This is a genomic window from Gilliamella sp. X-46 (assembly GCF_057063525.1).
The window spans coordinates 22,508-44,087 of sequence record NZ_JBXSQH010000016.1 but is presented as its reverse complement, the minus strand read 5'-3'; the positions used below and the strand labels follow the sequence as shown (position 1 = coordinate 44,087).

Sequence of the window (21,580 nt, the reverse complement as noted above, 5' to 3'; positions counted from 1 at the left end):
GACATTATCGGCGGACATCATCATCGCAATATAGATAAAATAATATTCTAAGTATTCAAACAACATCTAATTTTTTAAAATAAAATTTCTTACTGATTCACTATTTTTCTATTAATTGGCTAAAACCAATAGACTAAAAATCATTTTTTAAATTTAATTTGCGAAGGATATGCCCAACGCTGTAATTCCTCTGGCGGAAATCCACCTGGATCTTTACCACCATTAATCAGTAAAGCGTGATAGTATATTTCAGCCATTTCTTCAATATATGCAGCCTTTAATACAGCCTCATAAGGATCTTTGTCTACGGCAATAGCACCATGCTTTTCCATTAAAATGGCATCAGCTCGTTTTATGGGTTCTATAACGCTATTTGAAAGGTCTGGGGTACCCGGTCGACCATAGGGTGCAACAGGGATCACACCATCTTTTAAATTAAGAATTGCACACTCATAAACAACGGCAGGAATAGGTTTTGCTAATACAGCAAATGATGTTGCAAAAATAGAATGCGTGTGTGAAATAGCAAAAACATCTGGACGGGCTTTATAAATCTCAAGATGCATTAAACACTCACTGGTTGGTCTCAATCCTGAATCGGCTTCAATAACGTTAGCATCAATATCCATCACAACAATATCCCGAATTGTTAACAACTTTTTATCAATTGTTGTTGGCGTGACAAGAACATACCCTGACTCTTTATCACGAACGCTAGAATTACCTGCTTTATGTTTACAAAGCCCCCACTCACTCGATTTTTTAGCCATGTCGACCACATATTGTTTTTGTATCTCTAACATTGTGTAACTCCTATTTTGACAAGATATTCATTGATAATTGGCAAACAATTCCCAAATTTCATTGCTATTTTTGGCATTTCGTATGCGCGTTGCACCTTCGTGAAATTCTAATAATTCATTTAATTGAGCAAGTGCTTTAAGGTGTTTTTGAGGATTATTTGTTGCTAAAACAACAATTAAATCAGCTTGCATATAACCACAAATAGTGATTCTTTCTGATAATTTAAGTAAAGACATAGCGACTTTATTTACACCATCATCAATACCAGCATGGGCAATAATTAACCCATCGACCAGCATAATGTAAGGTTGCTCAAATTGGATTTTATTCACCATTCTTTCAAGATACTCACTTTCTATGGATTGGTTGTTTAACAATGGTTGGGCAGCTAATGCTAATGCATCCTCCCATGCTATATTCACTTTTTCTATAATGTTGATATGTTCTTTTTGCATTAAGTCGGCTAATGAGGGAATTTCTTGTTGTGTTATTAGTACGGGGTTATCATTCATTTCATCGTTATAAAGATATGCAGTTAACTCCTTTTGCAGTGCTTTTTGATCTTTGATATTGCTATATTTTTCAATAATTAACATCAGCTCATCAATTTGAATAATGCTAGGATCAATACCTTGTAAAGTGCCAATCACTTGATGACGAAAAGCATTTTTATGAAAGTTATTCAGTGAAGGATTAACAATAAATAACAATTTATCGGTAGATAAATGTGAGGTAGAAAAAACAATATCATAATAATGATGATATTTTTCGAACTCACGTTTAGACATGGCATCAGAAAAATGTAATTCAGGGAGCAATACTTGTAAAGTCAGGTAAAGATAAGTTGAGACAGTTGCACTATTTTCGCAAACAAAAATAGCGATCTTCTTTGTTTTAATTCGATTAATCAAACCTTCTCGAGTTAACCAACCGCCCAAAAGTACAGTAATAAAAGCGACCTCTTCATCTGGCATATTACAATGCAATATTTTTTCAAAAGGGGAAATTGCTTTTCGTACCATTTCATGTAAGTGACCAAATTCTTGCAATACAATGTCATATACACTGTTGATATTTGAAATATGATATCGAATACGATAATAAGCAGGTTTCCAATGCTGATAAATACGTTCAATCAGTTCGCTCTTATCTTTAAAGGTGATACAACTAATCTGTTCAAAATTAGCAATAACCTCAACGACACATTCTAATAGCACCGCATCTAAATGGAAATATTTATCGGATAGAGTTTGTATATTAGAGCTTTGCACTAATACCATCAAAAAAATTTGCTCATTAAGATCAGTGATACCAAATTTTTCAATGAGCTTTTTCAATAATTGAAAATCACGACTATTTGCAGCTTCAATATAATTCTCTGGCAAAAGCTCAATTTTTTTATCGGTTTCTATGCGCTGTAACATAAAACAAATAAAGTAAGTCAGCTCTTGCAACTGCTCATCAGTAAAAACAATTTTTAATTTTTTTTCTATTTCGCTAAAAACCTGCCCTACTTGTTCTAAACGACCTTGAGTAATAGTCTCATTTTCTCTAAAAATTTTATCAGCTATTGGCATACTAATAATTCGGCGAATTAATTTTAGCAACAAATAACGTTTGTCAATTTCAGTACCGATAATACGATAACCATTCTCGCGGTCATAGTTGATTTGTAAATGATATTGAACAATCATTGCTTGTACTTTTTTGATATCATTAAGAACAGTGTTTTGACTGACGGTAAGGAACGAAGAAAGATGTATTAACGACATTCTTTCCGTTCTAATTAATAGAAAAAAGAGTAGCAAATGAACTCGTTCATCTTCAGAATAAATATAACGTCCAATAGCAAGCGATACAGGCTCATCCCTAAAGGTTTCGATCACTAATTTAGGAACACTAAACTTACCTGTTTTAAATCGTTTAATTAATTCAAGATTAGATGATTCAAGAAAGTCATTAATTTTCTTAATGGTATAACTAAGCTGTTTACGAGTTAACCCAAATTCAGATTGAAGCTCTACACCACTCATATTTGGATTATGAATTAATGCTTTTAAAACAACATGAATTCGCTTATCGACAACCATATAATAATTACCTTATTGTTCGTTGTCTGATGGCAACTAATATTACCACCAGATTTATTGCAAAATATGTTCAACGAATGCTTTAGATCTCATTTATTCATTATTTTTCCGCTATGTCCTGCATGGCTTCTTTACGCAGTTCACGAGCATAAAAGAAATACCCCACACACCAATAAACAGCAAAAAATAATGGAACAAAATAGCCTTTTAAGCATTGCCAAATAAATGAAAATGCATAAGTAAAAATAGGCGCATCAATTGAACTATTTGAAATTAGCTGATTAGCTGGGATATCAATAGCCTTAGTTGTTAATCCTAAATCGGTAATAATCGGTGCAAATTGAGTTCCAACAAATAAGAAGAATGGCACACCAATGATGGCTAAAATCACCATTCTTAATGTGTTTCCTTTAGTTAAAATATATGCAGGAACAATAAGTGCCAAATTGATAATGCCAGCAAAAGGGAGAAGCTTGTTACCAGGTAAAATAACAGCCCAAATTAAGGTAAAAGGAATAGCTGCGATAACTGTAAACCAAATTTCACTTGAACCACCCATAAATGGCCAATCCAAGCCAACAAATAATTTACGTCCAGCAAAGCGTTTATTCATATATTCACTAATTGCTTCAGAAATTGGCGATAATGCCTGCATAAATAACTTAGAAATCATTGGAAATAGCATAAGCGCTGTAGCGGCTTGCACACCTAGCATTAAGATAGCTGCAACATCATAACCAGCAATAATCCCGAAAATCACACCTAACAAAAAACCAATCACATGATTTTCAGCAAATACACCAATTTTAGAACGTAATGTTGCTGCGTCCATTGGTTTATTTAAAATAGGTATTTTGCGAAGGAGTAGATCAAAAGGATAATAAATCGCACTGAAAAATAACATTCTATGAGTACAAGTTACCCCCGGAATACCCGTTAGTTTTTCAATTCGATGTTGGTTAATATCCCCCGAATTAAGCTCTAATATGATCTGCAAAGTAGCAATAATAAAGGCAAGAGGCAAAGCCACAACAGCACCTAAAATTGGTGTAGCGACGGCAACAACAATAAATGCGGTAAAAATTTTCCCCCACACATTCCATAAGTCTGCGTTAAAGGTATCAGTCTTTTTTAGTACCAACATTAAAATATTGACACCTACTTGCAAAGGAAACATAAGAAAAGCATATGGCCAAGCCCAAGATACGTTCGCCATAGTTGTCCAACCGCCATCGATAATACTCAATTCAATCCCTGTTCGCTCCATCATAGTTTGCGCTGCTAAGCCAATAGCACCCACCATAAAACCAATCAACATACTCATACCAACAAATGCTACACCTAACGTAATGGCAGCCGAAGCACCATCTCTAAATTTCATGCGTACAATTAAACCCGCAATGAGCATAATGAATGGTACAAAAACTGGCGCACCTAAATTCAAAATATAATTTATAATTGTTCCTAAAAATTCCATATTTGTACTCCTATTTACAGGCATCAATAATTTTTTGTAGCTCCGCTTCCATATTCATCCCTGTTAAAAACGCAATACCATTGATGACAGGAATAGGGTACTGTTTTTCAATTTTAGTTATCGCTATATAAGCAGCACTATTTTTAATGTGAGTATCGACAGATTTAAGATCAACAACTTCTACTTTTATTTCATCAAGATTCCGTTCTTTTAATAAACGAGTAACCTTGCTGGCGACGGTTTGTGATGTGGCCACTCCGCTGCCACATGCAACAATAACTTTTTTCATAATGCCTCCTTATAAATTGATATTGGATGTCAATAGTGTAAAAATTTCATGTTCAGTTTTTGCGTGATAAAGTTCTTCTAAAAAACACGAATTCACAAAGCAGGACATCAATTTTTGCAATAAATCAATATGCCCATCCTTTTGATTAAACCCTAGCAAAAACACAAAGTTAGCCTTTAACACATGGTCATTATTTGCCATTTCACGCCATGGAATGGTTTCTTTGGCTCGAGTAAAAAAGATAAACGGTCTAATAACATGTTCGACATCAGTATGCGGCATCGCAACCACATAAGGCTCAGTTGGTAATGCGGTAGGAAATGAAGACTCTCTTTGTTTAATTGCATCTAAAAAGGAATGATTTACATAACCACCACTTTTTAAAATAGGAAAAGTAAAATCGAAAAATTGATTTGTATCTTGAAAGTCTTTATCTAAAAGAATCAAATCTTGAAAAAACATTTGGTCGTTAGATTCATTTCCCATTTCATCCTCCATCATGATGTGATCAGCAAACTTTTAGAAATATTGTTAATTTGCTATTGCTAGAATTAAATCAACACTAATTTGATAGCATCAATTGTAGGAAATTAAGGTAAAAGAAACGAATGGATTTGATACCAAATAATATCCATGATATTGCTCATCACAGGGACAATGATGTAGCTATCCCTTAAGCTATTGCAACTCAGAAGTAGCAATTCGCAATTATAAAAACAAAGGAGGTAAACTAGAAAACCATGATAAAGCACAACATTGTATCAATATAAAAAAGCAAGCGCTGGAATTCGAGTTAAATCTCTATGCTATAGAGTGACCTCTAAATAATTTAAATAAGGTGTGTCAATCAACGTCATTGTTAATGATAACAAACTGTTGCTTGACAAAGACCTTATATTTAGTAAGGATATCATTTGACTTTGTACTATTTTGTTCTAACGGCATTTTTCTAAAAAGAATTTAATACATTGAGCCTAAGGAAACTGCTATTACCAATTGTCACTATATAGAAAATATAGCTCGTATTGATAAAAAAATTAAGGATTGTTTCATGACTTGGATAACCGTAAAATCCGTCACCTATCCACGTCAATCCTCAAAAGTAATTGCCAAAGTCAAGACGGGAGTGAGGCCATTAGAAAAGATTTTAATTCGAAGAATACCAGTTAATTTGCTGATATTTGAAGTTGGGCATTTTGGGATTAAATTTTTACATGAAGACGAATCAGAAATAGATAAAGTAATGAAAAATTCACGTGAAAGGGGATTAAAAGAAAAAGATCTTGTTGATAACGATGAAAATCCATTACAAAGCTCAAGTAAAGCCAACGGCTTTCGGGAAAGTTATGGTTGGTATCCTGTAGATTTTCCTTTTCAACCTATAAATATTTTTAATGGCAAAAACATCATTTCTAGCGATAGTACTTTAAATGGTAACCATCCCAAAAGACGAAAGAAAGATCACAACAAAGAATTAACTGAATTAACGCCAACAAAAGACCGAAATGCAGGGCGCAAAAAAAATAATAATGACCATTCTTGCCGAGCCTTTGATCCACATCAAAATGGTCATTTCCATTTGGAGAAAATCAAATTTACAACATCGCCTTATTTGTTGCCTAATGATACGCGAAATGAAGAGCAGATATTTGATGCAATACAACAGAATGGGACACATGAAGAATGGAGTTGGACCAATGACAGTTATAAGAAAAACAATTGCCGTACTTTTTTGTTTTTATTATTAACTACCTGTAATTTAGCTGATCCTGATTGTATTGGGTTAGAGCAAGATAGGCATTTTATCCGTTATAAAAAATCTTTAGATAGCCTTTCTAAAAAAACAACAGAAAAAAATATAATAAGAAAAATACTAATGAAAAAACTATTAGATATATCTGAAAATGCGAAGCTTGAATAATGTAATAAGTAAACCTAAATTTAAAGGAGTTAATAATGACATGAAACATTTAATAAAAATATGTTTATTTTCTTTTGTATTATGGGTAGCAACTTTTCAATCTGTTTTAGCCGAGGTAAAGATGCAAGACCAACAAGCACAACTAGTCAAAAAACTAAAAACACAGGGCATTATACCCAATAAAGTCTATTTTCAACGTGATTTTGATATTTTTATTGATAAAAAATATAGCTTTCCTGAAGAAGATTTATCCACATCGGTAATTGCTCTAGAAAACCATCCTGATATGTATGAAATCGCAACTCAAAATATTGCTCAGGTCAAATTAAATCAGAATTATCAATATAGTAATATATGGCAGCGGGAGCGCAATATTATTGAAATATTATATCCGACCGATTCTTTTCAATCGCTAGAGGATGGTGTTTATTTTTATACCTTAGATGAGCATAAACAATTACAACAACACGCTTCATTTGAAGAAGTGTTTGAATTACCTTGCTATCTGCGGGTTGAAAAAAAGCATGGTATTGTGGTCAGTATTCAAAAAAGACCTTTAGCTGCAATGACGCATTATCGTTATGATTATTGGGACAATAAGAACATAAAACAGCTTAACCTCGATATGTATGATAACAATCATAATATTATTTATACCTCTGAAGTCCTTTTTGATGAAAATACGGGGCTAATGACTCAAGCAACGAGAAAAAACCCGATAACGGGGCGCTATTCAATTGAAAATTATATTAGAGAGATTAATCTTTATAGCATTGCGGACTACTTTAACAAACAAGGCATAAAAACTAATCATGTCATTCATCATAACCAGTCCCTAATACATGCAGAAAACCAAATACTTAATAAAGCAGGTCAAGTTATAAAAACAAAAAATAGGGAGCCTGAAGACATCTTTGATTTTGAAAAAGATTTGCCCGAACCCTATCCTTACAATAAATTAATGATAGATGTAAAAAAAGCCCATATGTTATTTACGGATTCGTTGTTTGAACAGGGTCTGGATGATAATAGTAAATACGATAGTGAGGCTAAACAACGCGTCGAATATTTAGGCATTAAACCTAAGCAAGTTTATTACCATCAATTACCTTTTCCCGGTTTTATGGCAGAGCGATACAAAAACTTTCCCCACCAAGCCCCATTAACATTAATTGAGGCCGAAAACCAATCTCCTCATGATAAATATAGCGATTTAATCCAAGTAGAAATAGGTGATAATTATCAGTATAAAAAAATTAATAAAACAAAATGGCAACAATCGCCAATTTCACTACCTTTAGCGCAGTTTAAATCATTAGAAAATGGTGTATATTTTTATACGTTGACAGATAAAGACCAATTAACGCCATTAGATAGCATTGAGCAGGCAGTTAGCTTACCCACTTATATCCGTGTTGAAAAAGAAATGGGCAAAATCATATCAATATTACAAAAAAAACGAATACAGTGGTTATCCACCGAATTTGAATATAAAAAAAATGTCCCTATTAGCAGTAAATTGACCGTACTTGAAAGCCTAGTGATACCTAAATTAATGATAGAAACCAAGTATGAAAAAGGTAGTTATATACCGTTATCTCAAATTATCAAAAATGAACAAGGAACCACCATCAGAACATTTATACATTGTAAAAAGAAGAATATTGCTGCGATATTAGAAAGATTTAATGAGCAGGGCATTAAAACTAACCATATTGAAATATCAAATGAAGGAGATATCCTGAACCAATATCTTGATAATAAAGGCAATGTGTTATTTACCACCCATGAAATTGAAGACCAAAATAATCCTCAACTCTATGATAATTTACCTTTTAACCCTGATGGTTTTGAAATGATACTATTTGAACATGTTTAATGAAAAAAAATAATAACTAAATAATTTAGATAACTTAAATAAGGTGCGTTAATCAACGACATTTTTCTAAAAAGAATTTAATACATTGAACCTAAGGAAACTACTATTACCAATTGTCACTATATAGAAAATATAGCTCGTATTGATAAAAAAATTAAGGATTATTTCATGACTTGGATAACCATAAAATCCGTCACCTATCCACGTCAATCCTCAAAAGTCATTGCCAAAGTCAAGGCGGGAGTAAGACCATTAGAAGAGATTTTAATTCGAAGAATACCGATTAATTTGCTGATATTTGAAGTTGGGCATTTTAGGATTAAATTTTTACATGAAGACGAATCTGAAATAGATGAAGTAATGAAAAATTCACGTGAAAGGGGATTAAAAGAAAAAGATCTTGTTGATAACAATAAAAATCCATCACAAATCTCAAGTAAAGCCAATAGCTTTCGGGAAAGTTATGGTTGGTATCCTGTAGGTTTTCCTTTCCAACCTATAAATATTTTTAATGGCAAAAACATCATTTCTAGCGATGGTACTTTAAATGGTGACCACTCCAAAAGACAAAAGAAAGATCACAACAAAGAATTAACTGAATTAACGCCAACAAAAGATCGAAATGCAGGGCGCAAAAAAAATAATAATGACCATTCTTGCCGAGCCTTTGAGCCGCATCAAAATGGTCATTTCCATTTGGAGAAAATCAAATTTACAACATCGCCTTATTTGTTGCCTAATGATACGCGAAATGAAGAGCAGATATTTGATGCAATACAACAGGATGGGACACATGAAGAATGGAGTTGGACCAATGACAGTTATAAGGAAACCAATTGCCATACTTTTTTGTTTTTATTATTAGCCACCTGTAATTTAGCTGATCCTGATTGTATTGGGCTAGAGCAAGATAGGCATTTTATCCGTTATAAAAAATCTTTAGATAACCTTTCTAAAAAAACAACAGAAAAAAATATAATAAGAAAAATACTAATGAAAAAACTATTAGATATATCTGAAAATGCAAAGCCGGAATACAACAACTAGTAAATCTAATTTGAAAGGAGTTGAAGACGATATGAAAAACTTGGTAAAGATATGCTTAATCCCTTTTTTATTATGGGTGAGAACTTTTCACTGTGTTTTAGCAGAGGTAAACATAAATAATCAACAACAAATGATACAAAAATTAAAAGCTCAGGGCATTGTACCTGATAATGTCTATTTTCAACATGATTTTCTAAACTTTCTTAATAATAAATACAGTGTCCCTGAAAAAGAGCTATTCTCGTCATTAGTTAATTTAGAAACAAAACCCAAAATGTATAAAATGGCTATTCAAAATATAGCTCAGGTAAAATTAAATAAAAACTATCAATACAACGATGTATGGCAGCGTAAGCGTAATATTATCGAAATATTATATCCAACAGATTCCTTTCAATCGCTAGCTGATGGAGTTTATTTTTATACCTTAGATGAACATAAGCAATTACATAAACAAGCCTCATTCAAAGAGGTTTTTGAGCTACCTTGCTATTTACGGGTTGAAAAAAAACATGGCATAGTGGTCAGTATCCAAAAAAGACCTTTATCAACAATTAATCATTATCATTATGATTATTGGCAAAATCATAATTTAAAAAACCTTAAAATAGAATTATATGATAATGATCACAATATTATATATTCTTCTGAGGTATTTTTTGATGAAGATACGGGATTAATGACCAAAGCAATTAGAAAAAATATAAAATCAGGAAATTCAGTCATTGAATCCTATATTAGACAAGATGGTATCTACGCAATTGATGATTATTTTGATAATCAAGGAATTAAAACTAATCATGTGATTCGTTATGAAAAACCCAAACATATAGAAAATCAAATTTTAAATAAAAATGGCAAAGTAGTTAAAACTAAAAAATACGAGCCAGAAGAAATCTTCGATTCTCAAAAAGATTTAGATGAACCCTATCCTTATAATAAATTAATCATGAATGTACAAAAAAGTAATGCATTATTAACCGATACGATGTTTGAACAAAGTATTGGCGATAATACGATAACCATTCTCTCGCGGTCATAGTTGATTTGTAAATGATATTGAACAATCATTGCTTGTACTTTTTTGATATCATTAAGAACAGTGTTTTGACTGACGGTAAGGAACGAAGAAAGATGTATTAACGACATCCTTTCCGTTCTAATTAATAGAAAAAAGAGTAGCAAATGAACTCGTTCATCTTCAGAATAAATATAACGTCCAATAGCAAGCGATACAGGCTCATCCCTAAAGGTTTCGATGACTAATTTGGGAACACTAAATTTACCAGTTTTAAATCGTTTAATTAATTCAAGATTAGAGGATTCAAGAAAGTCATTAATTTTCTTAATAGTATAACTAAGCTGTTTACGAGTTAACCCAAATTCAGATTAAAGCTCTACACCACTCATATTTGGATTATGAATTAATGCTTTTAAAACAACATGAATTCGCTTATCGACAACCATATAATAATTACCTTATTGTTCGTTGTCTGATGGCAACTAATATTACCACCAGATTTATTGCAAAATATGTTCAACGAATACTTTAGATCTCATTTATTCATTATTTTTCCGCTATATCCTGCATGACTTCTTTACGCAGTTCACGAGCATAAAAAAATACCCCACACACCAATAAACAGCTAAAACCAATGAAACAAAATAGCCTTTTAAGCATTACCAAATAAATAAGTTGATTTCCCTGTATTCCGCCTGCTTTAATGCAAACAGAATAAGGAAATAACTAGATCATTAAAAATTAAGATATTAATTTTTAAATGAATGAATTGGAGCAGGAATTCGTCCCCCACGGTTGATGAAATCACATGAACCAAATTTGCTTACCGGCATAACTGGTGCATGACCTAATAAGCCACCAAATTCGATATTATCGCCGACTTTTAAACCTTCCGCAGGAATAATTCTTACCGCTGTTGTTTTATGGTTAATCACCCCTATTGCAGCCTCATCAGCAATAATTGCTGAAATAGTTTCAGCCGGCGTATCACCAGGAATCGCAATCATATCGAGTCCAACTGAACATACACAGGTCATCGCTTCAAGTTTTTCAAGATTTAATGCACCGTTATTAACAGCATCAATCATACCTGCATCTTCAGAAACAGGAATAAATGCTCCGCTTAAACCACCAACATGACCACACGCCATCACACCACCTTTTTTAACTGCATCATTAAGCATAGCTAGTGCCGCTGTTGTGCCATGCGTGCCTACTGCCTCTAACCCCATTTCTTCTAAAATATGAGCAACCGAGTCACCAATGGCTGGCGTTGGCGCTAACGATAAATCGACAATTCCAAATTTAACACCTAAACGTTCAGAAGCTTCTTTACCAACCAATTGTCCCATTCGTGTAATTTTAAATGCGGTTTTTTTGATGGTTTCAGCAACAATATCAAAAGGTTCACCTTTAACTTTTTCCAGCGCTCGTTTAACTACACCGGGTCCACTAACACCCACATTAATCACACAATCAGCTTCACCTACACCATGAAAGGCACCAGCCATAAATGGGTTATCTTCAACCGCATTGGCAAACACAACTAACTTAGCGCATGCCATGCTGCTATTATCTGCCGTTAATTTCGCCGCTTCTTTGATAATATGTCCCATTTGCTTTACAGCATCCATGTTGATCCCCGTTTGGGTAGAACCAACATTAACTGATGAGCAAACTCGTTCAGTTTGTGCTAAAGCTTGAGGAATGGATTTTATTAAAATCTCATCTCCTTTATGATAGCCTTTTTGCACCAGTGCCGAAAAACCACCAATAAAGTTAACATCTACCGCTTTGGCCGCTTCATCCAGTGTTTTGGCAAACGCGACATAATCTTTATCATCGCTTGCACCAGCAATCAAAGATATTGGTGTGACAGAAATACGTTTATTAATAATTGGAATACCAAATTCTGAGGTAATCTCATTGCCAACTTTGACCAAGTTTTTAGCTAATCGTGTGATTTTGTCATAAATTTTTTGCCGTGCTTTTTCACCATTACTATCTATACAATCAAGGAGAGAAATACCCATGGTTATTGTGCGGATATCAAGCTTTTCTTCCTCAATCATTTTAATGGTTTCGAGGATCTGTTTTGTTTCCATTAGAACTATCCTTTTAAATAAACAACGAATTAATATTACAAACGATGCATAGCATCAAAAATTTCTTCACGTTGTAAGTTGACCTTGACCTTAAGCTTATCGCCTGTTTGGATAAGAGTTGTTTTTACCTCATCAAATGACACTTTAATTTTAGATAAATCAAGTAGCATAATCATCGTAAAATATTCATCCATAATGGTTTGGCTGACATCTAAAATATTAATATCTAGTTCATACAATTTTTGGCTAATACCAGCGATAATTCCCGTTTGATCTTTGCCGATGACTGTTAAAATAGTTTTCATAATACTCCCCGCACAAATTTTAGACAATTAAATAGTATTTATTGAGCTAACTATAATAGCATCTTCAAAAATTATCGAAATAGGAGTAGATTGTTTTTTATTAAAACAAAAAACTATCACAATAAATATAAAGGGCGATATTATGGTGAATTTCCAAAAATCCAATAAATTGGAACATGTTTGTTATGACATTCGTGGACCAATTCTTGAACATGCAAAGCGACTCGAAGAAGAAGGTCAAACTATTCTTAAACTCAACATTGGAAATCCCGCTCCTTTCGGTTTTGCTGCCCCTGATGAATTATTAGTTGATGTAATTAGAAATTTATCTTCTTCACAGGGTTATTGTGACTCCAAAGGTCTTTATTCTGCTCGTAAAGCAATCATGCAACATTATCAAGCCCGAGGAATTAATAGTTTAGATGTTGAAGATATTTACATTGGCAACGGTGTATCAGAACTAATAGTGCAATCTATGCAGGCATTACTTAATAGTGGTGATGAAATACTCGTTCCTATGCCTGATTATCCATTATGGACAGCTGCAGTTAGCTTGTCTGGCGGTAATGCTGTGCACTATCTTTGCGATGAAGAAGCAAACTGGTCACCAGATTTAGAAGATATTAAACAAAAAATCACCCCAAAAACGAAAGGAATAGTGATTATCAATCCCAATAACCCAACTGGTACGGTTTATAGTAAAGATGTGTTACTTGAAATTGCGGAAATCGCTAGACAACATAATTTAATTATTTTTGCTGACGAAATTTACGATAAGATTTTATATGATGATGCCGAGCATTATTCTATTGCCGCATTAGCGCCCGATTTATTTGTTATTACCATGAGTGGTCTATCAAAAACTTATCGCGTTGCTGGGTTCAGGCAAGGTTGGATGGCACTTTGTGGCCCTAAACACCACGTAAAAGGCTATATTGAAGGCTTAAATATGTTGGCTTCAATGCGCTTATGTGCCAATGTACCATTACAACATGCAATTCAAGGTGCACTAGGTGGTTATCAAAGTATCAATGAATTTATTGTACCAGGAGGACGACTATACGATCAGTGTATGTTGGCCTGGAGACTTCTTAATGACATACCCGGCGTTTCATGTACCAAACCACAAGGTGCTTTGTATCTATTTCCAAAATTAGATCAGAAAAAATTTAACATCCATAACGATCAAAAATTAGTTCTGGATTTCTTATTGCAAGAAAAAGTGCTACTTGTACAAGGGACTGGATTTAATTGGCATAAACCCGATCATGTTAGAATTGTTGCATTACCTCATTCCGGTGAACTTGAAGATGCTATTGGGCGATTTGCTAAATTCTTATCTTCTTATAAACAATAAATCGATAATTCATTTATTCCCAGTTTTTACTGGGAATAAATTTAATAGATCAATCAAAATAGCCATATTACCTTTAACTATTTCATCATGAAGACAAGCACCCTCACAATAAAACGTTGAGTTGCTAGTGTTGTTGACGAAAACTTCATATTATCCCAAACAAATGTATAAAATTTAAAGGCTAACTGCGTATCCCAAAATAGCAATATTATCAGTTAATTCAAATTGCAAAGATTTCTGAAGGTAGAAGTTTTCTTTATAACTTCTCATGTTTTCGAATTGAACAGCTTGTTTATAACCTTGATTTGCTACTAAGTATCCCGCCGCAACTGTTGCAATTAGAATAAAAAATTGACTAATCCAAAAACCGGCTTTTTTATTTCATCAATTTTATCTATCTTAGAGTTTGACATTATTTTATCAGGTTTTATTTTCTTCACTCCCTGAGCCAACACTTGATAGATAGCAAAAAAAAGCGCCATGAATGGCGCTTTAGACTAAGAATAACTATTTTTTATTTTTTTAGTTCAGCTAGTTTTTTACGAATGTTTTTAGCGCGATCTGATGAAGATGGATGACTACTTAAAATTGAAGAATCACCGCCACCTAATTTATCAAATGCAGTTGCAAGACCTGCTGGATTAATTTTTTTCTTAACTAAGTAATCGAAAGAGTAATTGTCTGCATCTTGTTCTTGTTTTTGTGAAAACTGAGAATTAATCACAGCTGATGCTAAAGCACCTAATTTAGATTTAGATAATGAAGCTACTGCTGCATTACCTGATGCTGCCGCTGCATCACGTGCTATTTCGGTTGCATAAGCAACTTGCATAGCTTTCTTGCTATGACCTAAAGCAACGTGACCTAATTCGTGGCCTAAAACACCTTCAATTTCATTGTCAGTCATCATGTCCATTAAACCACTATAGACACGAACACAACCATTAGCCATCGCCCAAGCATTAACATCTTTTGTAATGTATACTTTATAGTTAATTGGAGTTCCATCTAAGTTATTACCAAGGGCTTTAGCGATTTTATTTAATCGTTTAGTATAAGCACTTTTTGCAGGAGCGATTTTTGATTGGGCATCCATTTCAGCGCATGATTTTTGACTTAATGCTTTCACATCATTATCACTTAAAGTTGCAGCTTTCAAACCTTTCATTCCAAGACTAGTTAAGTCATCTGCACTCATGTTTTTACAACCAACTAGAGACATTGCAGCAACTAAAGGTAGTGCAACCAACAATGTTTTTTGATGTTTTTTCATACTCTTTTCCTTATATCAATATAAATTTCAATTGCCTATTTTTTTTAGACGGGTGAAATTTTAACGCAACTATCATAATAATCAATAAATAATTACTTGCTTAGGTATTATGAGGGCTTTAGACTAATGCCTCATTTTTTGAGGAACACAATTATGCAACTATCCGATTTTGATTTTTATCTCCCCAAAGAGCTGATTGCCCAACATCCTTCCAAAACCAGAAGTGCATGTCGACTTTTATCACTTGATAGCCACACAGGTAAAATTGAAGATAATGTATTTACTGATATTATAGATAAAATAAATCCTGGCGATTTACTTATTTTTAACAATACGAAAGTTATTCCTGCTCGCTTATATGGGAAAAAAGCTTCAGGAGGAAAAGTTGAAATATTGATTGAAAAAATATTAGATAGTAACCGAGCTCTTGCGCATATTAAGGCATCAAAATCACCCAAAGTAGGCTCTGAAATGATATTAGGAGAAGATGCGTCTATTTATGTTACCATGCTAGCACGCCACGATGCTTTATTTGAATTACAGTTTCCTGATGATATACTTAGCATTTTAAATAAAATTGGTCATATTCCATTACCGCCTTATATCGATCGTCCAGATGATGACCAAGACCGTGAAATTTATCAAACAGTTTATAGCAAAGTGCCTGGTGCTGTTGCTGCACCGACGGCTGGCCTTCATTTTGATAATCCTCTATTAGAAAAATTAAAACAAAAAGGGGTTGAAATGGCATTTGTTACTTTACACGTCGGCGCAGGAACGTTCCAACCGGTTAGAGTTGAAAATATTGAAACACATGTTATGCACTCTGAGTATGCCGAAGTACCTGAATCTGTTGTGGAAGCAGTGTTAGCGTGTAAAGCAAGAAACAATAAAGTTATCGCTGTAGGGACAACGTCTGTTCGAGCTTTAGAAAGTGCTGCACAAAAAACAGGAAAAATAGCATCTTTTTTTGCTGATACCCAAATTTTTATATATCCGGGCTATCAATTTAAGGTTATTGATTCACTTATTACCAATTTCCATTTACCTGAATCAACCTTGATTATGCTTGTTTCTGCATTTGCTGGTTACCAAAATACCATGAATGCTTATCAACATGCAGTTAATGAAAACTATCGATTTTTTAGTTACGGTGATGCCATGTTTATCACCACTGAGGATAACCAATCTTAAAGGCATGTTAAATAAATAGCCAAATAAAATTAGACTAAGCCATAATAACTAAAACTTTATTGGCTATTTTAAAACTATCCATATAAATACTTATTTATTGCTTAATCTACCTAAAATACGATCAATACGTTTTGTATTTGACGGATGTGATGTTATTTTTTGGGTTGAATGAATCGGCATCTTTTTTAACATAGTTACAAGGCCTATAGGATTAATATTTTCGCGTATTAATAAATCTAAAGCATAATGATCCGCTTCAAACTCATATTGTTGGGCAATATCTTCTTTAATAAGAACAACAATATCGTTATTAACTAGCTCAACATAAGGGGCAAGTCTAAAAGATTTTATAGCATGCTTAAGGGCAATATGAGCTTGCTCATGAGCTAAAACAGCCTGTAGCTCATTATCATTCAGTAATTTCATTAGCCCACTATTTATACGAATACAACCATTAACTGTAGACCACGCATTAGGTTCGGTATTTAAATAAACTTTGTAAGTTACTTCAATATTATTAACTTGTTTAGGTAATGTTTGGGTTAGCATTTCAAGTCTTTTGTAAAGCCAACTATTTTCATTAGCAATAACAGATCGTTTATCTGATTGCGTACACGATTGTGCTCCAATAGCCACAAGATCTTGTTCAGACAACTGTTTAATTTGTTCAGATGTAATAATAAATGTAGTGTCATTATTTTGGTTTTGACAACCAACCAATACACTAAATAAAAAGCATGACATTATAAATGAAATAATATGTTTCAAGGGTTTTAATTCCTTTCTATATTGTCTATTGAGACCTAGCACGATAAACTATGCCCCGCAAATGAATGATACTACTACGTAGTATAACAATGATTGGCGCCAAACTGTTTATTTGGTCGCAAGAGGTTAATAAAAAATGAAATTTGAATTAGACAATACCGACGGGTTAGCACGTCGAGGTCGTATGAAATTCGATCGCCGAGGAGTCGAATATACTGTTGAAACTCCAGCATTTATGCCTGTTGGTACTTATGGAACCGTAAAAGGTATGACACCTGAAGAGGTTGCAGCAACCGGGGCTCAAATCTTACTTGGTAATACATTCCATTTATGGTTAAGGCCTGGGCAAGAAATCATGCGCAAACATGGCGACTTACATGACTTTATGCAATGGCATGGCCCTATTTTAACCGATTCTGGTGGGTTTCAAGTTTTTAGTTTAGGAGATATTCGCAAAATCAAAGAAGAAGGCGTCTATTTCCGTAATCCAATCAATGGAGATTCGATTTTCTTATCCCCCGAAATTTCAATGGAAATTCAATACGATTTAGGTTCAGATATTGTCATGATTTTTGATGAATGTGCGCCCTTTCCTGCAGATTGGGATTACGTCAAAAAATCAATGGAGATGTCATTACGCTGGGCCAAACGAAGTCGCCAGAGATTTAATGAATTAGGCAACAAAAATGCGCTATTTGGTATCGTGCAAGGAGGTATACATCAGGAATTACGTGATATCTCAATTAAAGGATTAACCGAAATTGGCTTTGATGGCTATGCAGTTGGGGGATTGGCTGTTGGAGAACCTAAAGCGGATATGCACCGAATTTTAGAAGGTACTTGTCCACAATTACCTGCCGATAAACCTCGTTACCTAATGGGAGTAGGTAAACCTGAAGATTTAGTTGAAGGAGTACGCCGCGGAATTGATATGTTTGACTGTGTAATGCCAACCCGAAATGCGCGTAATGGCCACTTATTTGTTACCGATGGTGTGATAAAAATCCGGAATGCTAAATATAAAGACGACACCACACCACTTGATCCTCATTGTGACTGTTATACGTGTAAGAATTATACTAAATCTTATCTTCATCATTTAGATAAGTGTGGTGAGATTTTAGGTGCGCGTTTAAATACCATCCACAATTTACGTTATTACCAACGCTTAATGACAGAAATTCGTGAAGCTGTTGCTAACAAACGTTATGAAGATTTTGTTGTCGAATTTTATCAACGCATAGGTAAAACACCGGCACCTTTATCAAAATAAACACGTAATGGGCATAATTTTTTGCGGTAAGTATTGACACTTTTTAGTTAGCGCAGTATTATGCGCTTCCTAACGGCGAGTAGCGCAGCTTGGTAGCGCAACTGGTTTGGGACCAGTGGGTCGGAGGTTCGAATCCTCTCTCGCCGACCAATTTTATTAGAAAAGCCTGCTCATATGAGTAGGCTTTTTATTATCCCTATTTCGAAATGATAAAAACCGATTTATATTTCAAACCTAACTTAGCAAAATAACGTTGCTTTAATAATGCAACTAAAAACTAGAATCTAATATCGTTTTTATTCTATCTAATCTTTATCAAAACTATAAACTGTCACGGGATTTAATCACGGGAAATAATGTCGATAAACCTGACTTATACTGTTCTGCTGTGTTTTTAGCTTATTTAATAATAAAGTTGCAATGTATTCCCCAATTTGTTTGGCTTGCAATGCCACTGTTGTCAAAGGGGGAAAGCTAACTCGACTAAACTCATTATCACCAAATCCCTCACAGATAATTGGATATTTTGATTAAGCTTATCGGAAACCTGGCATTCGTAAAGCTTTTGATACAGTCATTGTTCCCACACCAGCATATTTAGGGCTATCACATTTCTATTATTTTTTAATACCTAGTGTTTATTCAGTATGTTAACCTACTTAACAACAATCAATGTTATCAATTCTGTCAGTGATCGAAAAAAGGCAATACAACTTTGTTCTGCGCCATTATTAAAAAATAATACCATTCCACCAAGTTATATTAAGGCTATTTTTGAGCTGCATGAATCAATAGGGCCTTATTACGTATTGGCACAGGGTATTGCTAGACTAGAACAAGGTATAGATCAATTAGGTTTATCCATGTTATTAGTCAAGCAAAGAGTTAAATTTAACTCTCAAGAGAATGACCCTGTCTATTTAATTACTCTATTAGCAGACAATGATAGCACCAGCGAAATCGTGATGAAATTTTAGCTTTTATCGAACTTTATTAAATTCAATTAAAATCAATAAAAAGAAACCAAAATTATTGGTTTCTCTTGCTACCACTTTAAAATATTATCAAACAAACTATTTAATCAGTAATCAAGGTGCTATTAGCTAGCCATACTGCCATACATGATTAACAAAGCAACAACACCAATTGCTAATATCGCTGTAGTGTATTGTGTTTTGATACGATACTTTTTCACTTCACCAACTGACAGATCTCTATTTTGGTTCTTACTTTGATAGTAATAATACATCGGTAAACCAATTAATGTCAGTACGATTGATGCAATACCATTTTCTGTTTGATGAATCAGCATACCATAAATGACATAAAGAGAACCCGCAATAGCAATAATAGGAATAAGTGGATAGCCAATTACTTTATAAGATCTTGGTATATTAGGGTATTTTTTTCTGGCTATAATAACACCAATAAAAGTTAATAAATAAAAAAACCAAATCGAAAACATCGAAATTTCAGACAAACGATCGGCATCTAATAATACCGAGTATAAAAATGAAAAAACGACAAGCACTAAAATTGCATTTACCGGTGAACGGCTGTCTTCATCTATTGTGCTTAAATAGCGCGCACCAACGATATTGCCTCGCTCAGCCATACTAAAAATAGTACGTGATAATGTCATTATATAGCCATTAATTCCTCCCAAAATTGAGACCATGATACCAACTGCAACCAAATTACCACCTAAATGTCCAAACAGACGTTGCGATGCAACAGAAGAAGCCTTATGTCCTAATGAGACCATCTCTTGAACTGGAAAGATTTTAAATAATGCAATATTGATACAAGCATAGACAATGACTAAAAATATAATTCCCAAAATAATTGCTTTAGGCAATACTTTAGCTGGATTATTAATTTCACCCGCAACCGATGCTACTTGAGCCCAGCCATCATAAGCAAATAATGTAGCTAAGATCGCAACAGCAAAGGGGGCATACGTCTCAATACCCTGACCACTAGCACTAAATAATGCAACTTGCCCATTACCTTTACATAATCCAAATATCGCTAGTAACAATATTGGGATCAATTTACAAGCCGTCGCAATAGTTTGCAGATAGCCAGCTTGTTTAACACCAATTGCATTAATAAAAGCAATAAAACCTAATGCTCCAGCTCCTACTGCCATTTTGTATGTACTTTCAATTTCAAATAATGAACAAAACACCGAACTAAAATAGCCTACTAGTGCACCAATTAAAGCAGGCGAAAAAATGACTGTCATCATCCAACCATAAAGATGAGAAATTTTGGCACCATAGATTTTTTCTAAATAAACGAGCATTCCACCAGTTTTTGGAAACATAACACCTAGTTCGCAAAGCGTTAACCCGCCACAAATAGAAATAACACCACCAATTAACCAAGCTAATAGTGCATAATAATAATCACCAGCGACTTCTAGTACTGCAGGGGGTTTCATAAAAGCACCGGCCCCTAAAACCATTCCCACAACCAGTGATAATGCAGAAACTAAACCAAGATCTTTCCTTAATTTATTTTCTAAATTATGTTCTGACATAAAGATCCCCTGAAATATATAAATAAACGTAAAAAATTTATTCATAATAGGGATTTATTTATAAAATACAAGAAAGATTCACTTTACCTAATTAAAAACTTAAAAAATAAGTATGATAAAATAAATAAAAAGTCAGCAAGAACTGACTTTTTATTCGTTATATTTTTGAAAAATTATTCATTTTTCTTCGCTTTCATATCAACAACCATACGACCTCGAATTTTACCAGCCT

The 21,580-nt window shown here is 33.8% G+C and carries 20 protein-coding genes and 1 tRNA gene; 9 read left to right on the top strand and 12 right to left on the bottom strand.

The features are described from left to right. Window positions 1–140: 140 nt before the first annotated feature. From ACYIAJ_RS09415 to ACYIAJ_RS09395, 5 genes are all read right to left on the bottom strand, one after another. A complete protein-coding gene (locus ACYIAJ_RS09415; protein ID WP_483560218.1) occupies window positions 141–803 on the bottom strand; it encodes a class II aldolase/adducin family protein in 663 nt (220 codons plus the stop codon). 27 nt (window positions 804–830) lie between these two features. Next, entirely contained in the window at window positions 831–2,894 is a 2,064-nt protein-coding gene (locus tag ACYIAJ_RS09410; protein WP_483560216.1) for a BglG family transcription antiterminator, read from the bottom strand. A 100-nt stretch (window positions 2,895–2,994) separates the two neighbouring features. Then, window positions 2,995–4,371, bottom strand: a complete 1,377-nt coding sequence (locus ACYIAJ_RS09405; RefSeq protein WP_483560214.1) for a PTS galactitol transporter subunit IIC — start codon at window positions 4,369–4,371, stop codon at window positions 2,995–2,997. Window positions 4,372–4,381: 10 nt separating this feature from the next. Next, complete coding sequence (locus ACYIAJ_RS09400) at window positions 4,382–4,660, bottom strand: PTS sugar transporter subunit IIB (protein WP_091350389.1); 279 nt, start codon at window positions 4,658–4,660, stop codon at window positions 4,382–4,384. A gap of 9 nt (window positions 4,661–4,669) precedes the next feature. Continuing rightward, complete coding sequence (locus tag ACYIAJ_RS09395; RefSeq protein WP_483560212.1) at window positions 4,670–5,146, bottom strand: PTS sugar transporter subunit IIA; 477 nt, start codon at window positions 5,144–5,146, stop codon at window positions 4,670–4,672. 565 nt (window positions 5,147–5,711) lie between these two features. On the opposite strand from ACYIAJ_RS09395, the gene ACYIAJ_RS09390 reads away from it, so the two are divergent. The 4 genes from ACYIAJ_RS09390 (at window position 5,712) to ACYIAJ_RS09375 (ending at window position 10,549) form a co-directional block, all read left to right on the top strand. Continuing rightward, window positions 5,712–6,581 carry a hypothetical protein gene (locus ACYIAJ_RS09390; protein ID WP_483560211.1) on the top strand — a complete coding sequence of 290 codons (870 nt, stop codon included), beginning with the start codon at window positions 5,712–5,714 and terminating at the stop codon, window positions 6,579–6,581. A gap of 40 nt (window positions 6,582–6,621) precedes the next feature. Next, a complete protein-coding gene (locus ACYIAJ_RS09385) occupies window positions 6,622–8,460 on the top strand; it encodes a hypothetical protein (protein WP_483560209.1) in 1,839 nt (612 codons plus the stop codon). A gap of 168 nt (window positions 8,461–8,628) precedes the next feature. After that, complete coding sequence (locus tag ACYIAJ_RS09380) at window positions 8,629–9,507, top strand: hypothetical protein (protein ID WP_483564691.1); 879 nt, start codon at window positions 8,629–8,631, stop codon at window positions 9,505–9,507. 31 nt (window positions 9,508–9,538) lie between these two features. After that, a complete protein-coding gene (locus ACYIAJ_RS09375) occupies window positions 9,539–10,549 on the top strand; it encodes a hypothetical protein (RefSeq protein WP_483560207.1) in 1,011 nt (336 codons plus the stop codon). On the opposite strand, the gene ACYIAJ_RS09370 is transcribed toward ACYIAJ_RS09375, so the two are convergent. The 3 genes from ACYIAJ_RS09370 to ACYIAJ_RS09360 form a co-directional block, all read right to left on the bottom strand. Further along, window positions 10,441–10,692 (bottom strand): hypothetical protein, encoded by a 252-nt coding sequence (locus ACYIAJ_RS09370; RefSeq protein WP_483560206.1) that lies wholly within the window; start codon window positions 10,690–10,692, stop codon window positions 10,441–10,443. The genes ACYIAJ_RS09375 and ACYIAJ_RS09370 overlap by 109 nt on opposite strands. 585 nt (window positions 10,693–11,277) lie before the next feature. After that, window positions 11,278–12,633 (bottom strand): DUF711 family protein, encoded by a 1,356-nt coding sequence (locus ACYIAJ_RS09365; RefSeq protein WP_483560205.1) that lies wholly within the window; start codon window positions 12,631–12,633, stop codon window positions 11,278–11,280. Between the two features lie 35 nt (window positions 12,634–12,668). Next, window positions 12,669–12,938 carry an ACT domain-containing protein gene (locus ACYIAJ_RS09360; RefSeq protein WP_091350381.1) on the bottom strand — a complete coding sequence of 90 codons (270 nt, stop codon included), beginning with the start codon at window positions 12,936–12,938 and terminating at the stop codon, window positions 12,669–12,671. Window positions 12,939–13,080: 142 nt separating this feature from the next. On the opposite strand from ACYIAJ_RS09360, the gene ACYIAJ_RS09355 reads away from it, so the two are divergent. Then, a complete protein-coding gene (locus ACYIAJ_RS09355; RefSeq protein ID WP_483560204.1) occupies window positions 13,081–14,295 on the top strand; it encodes a pyridoxal phosphate-dependent aminotransferase in 1,215 nt (404 codons plus the stop codon). 514 nt (window positions 14,296–14,809) lie between these two features. On the opposite strand, the gene loiP is transcribed toward ACYIAJ_RS09355, so the two are convergent. Continuing rightward, window positions 14,810–15,568, bottom strand: coding sequence for a metalloprotease LoiP (gene loiP / locus ACYIAJ_RS09350; RefSeq protein ID WP_483560203.1), 759 nt, complete (start codon window positions 15,566–15,568; stop codon window positions 14,810–14,812). A 153-nt stretch (window positions 15,569–15,721) separates the two neighbouring features. On the opposite strand from loiP, the gene queA reads away from it, so the two are divergent. Beyond that, window positions 15,722–16,762 carry a tRNA preQ1(34) S-adenosylmethionine ribosyltransferase-isomerase QueA gene (gene queA / locus ACYIAJ_RS09345; protein ID WP_483560201.1) on the top strand — a complete coding sequence of 347 codons (1,041 nt, stop codon included), beginning with the start codon at window positions 15,722–15,724 and terminating at the stop codon, window positions 16,760–16,762. 90 nt (window positions 16,763–16,852) lie between these two features. Here the strand turns inward: queA and ACYIAJ_RS09340 are convergent, their stop codons facing one another. Further along, window positions 16,853–17,530: a M48 family metalloprotease gene (locus ACYIAJ_RS09340; protein WP_483560199.1), complete on the bottom strand. Its 678-nt coding sequence runs from the start codon at window positions 17,528–17,530 to the stop codon at window positions 16,853–16,855. Window positions 17,531–17,666: 136 nt separating this feature from the next. On the opposite strand from ACYIAJ_RS09340, the gene tgt reads away from it, so the two are divergent. Further along, window positions 17,667–18,803, top strand: a complete 1,137-nt coding sequence (gene tgt / locus ACYIAJ_RS09335) for a tRNA guanosine(34) transglycosylase Tgt (protein ID WP_483560197.1) — start codon at window positions 17,667–17,669, stop codon at window positions 18,801–18,803. A gap of 73 nt (window positions 18,804–18,876) precedes the next feature. Continuing rightward, a tRNA-Pro gene (locus tag ACYIAJ_RS09330) sits at window positions 18,877–18,953 on the top strand. Window positions 18,954–19,147: 194 nt separating this feature from the next. Here the strand turns inward: ACYIAJ_RS09330 and ACYIAJ_RS09325 are convergent. Continuing rightward, entirely contained in the window at window positions 19,148–19,318 is a 171-nt protein-coding gene (locus tag ACYIAJ_RS09325) for a substrate-binding domain-containing protein (protein ID WP_483560230.1), read from the bottom strand. A 132-nt stretch (window positions 19,319–19,450) separates the two neighbouring features. Between ACYIAJ_RS09325 and ACYIAJ_RS09320 the strand changes: the two genes are divergently transcribed. Continuing rightward, window positions 19,451–19,780, top strand: coding sequence for a PTS sugar transporter subunit IIA (locus ACYIAJ_RS09320; RefSeq protein ID WP_483560195.1), 330 nt, complete (start codon window positions 19,451–19,453; stop codon window positions 19,778–19,780). Window positions 19,781–19,902: 122 nt separating this feature from the next. Here the strand turns inward: ACYIAJ_RS09320 and ACYIAJ_RS09315 are convergent, their stop codons facing one another. Further along, window positions 19,903–21,348 carry an APC family permease gene (locus tag ACYIAJ_RS09315; RefSeq protein ID WP_483560193.1) on the bottom strand — a complete coding sequence of 482 codons (1,446 nt, stop codon included), beginning with the start codon at window positions 21,346–21,348 and terminating at the stop codon, window positions 19,903–19,905. Window positions 21,349–21,580: the final 232 nt, after the last annotated feature.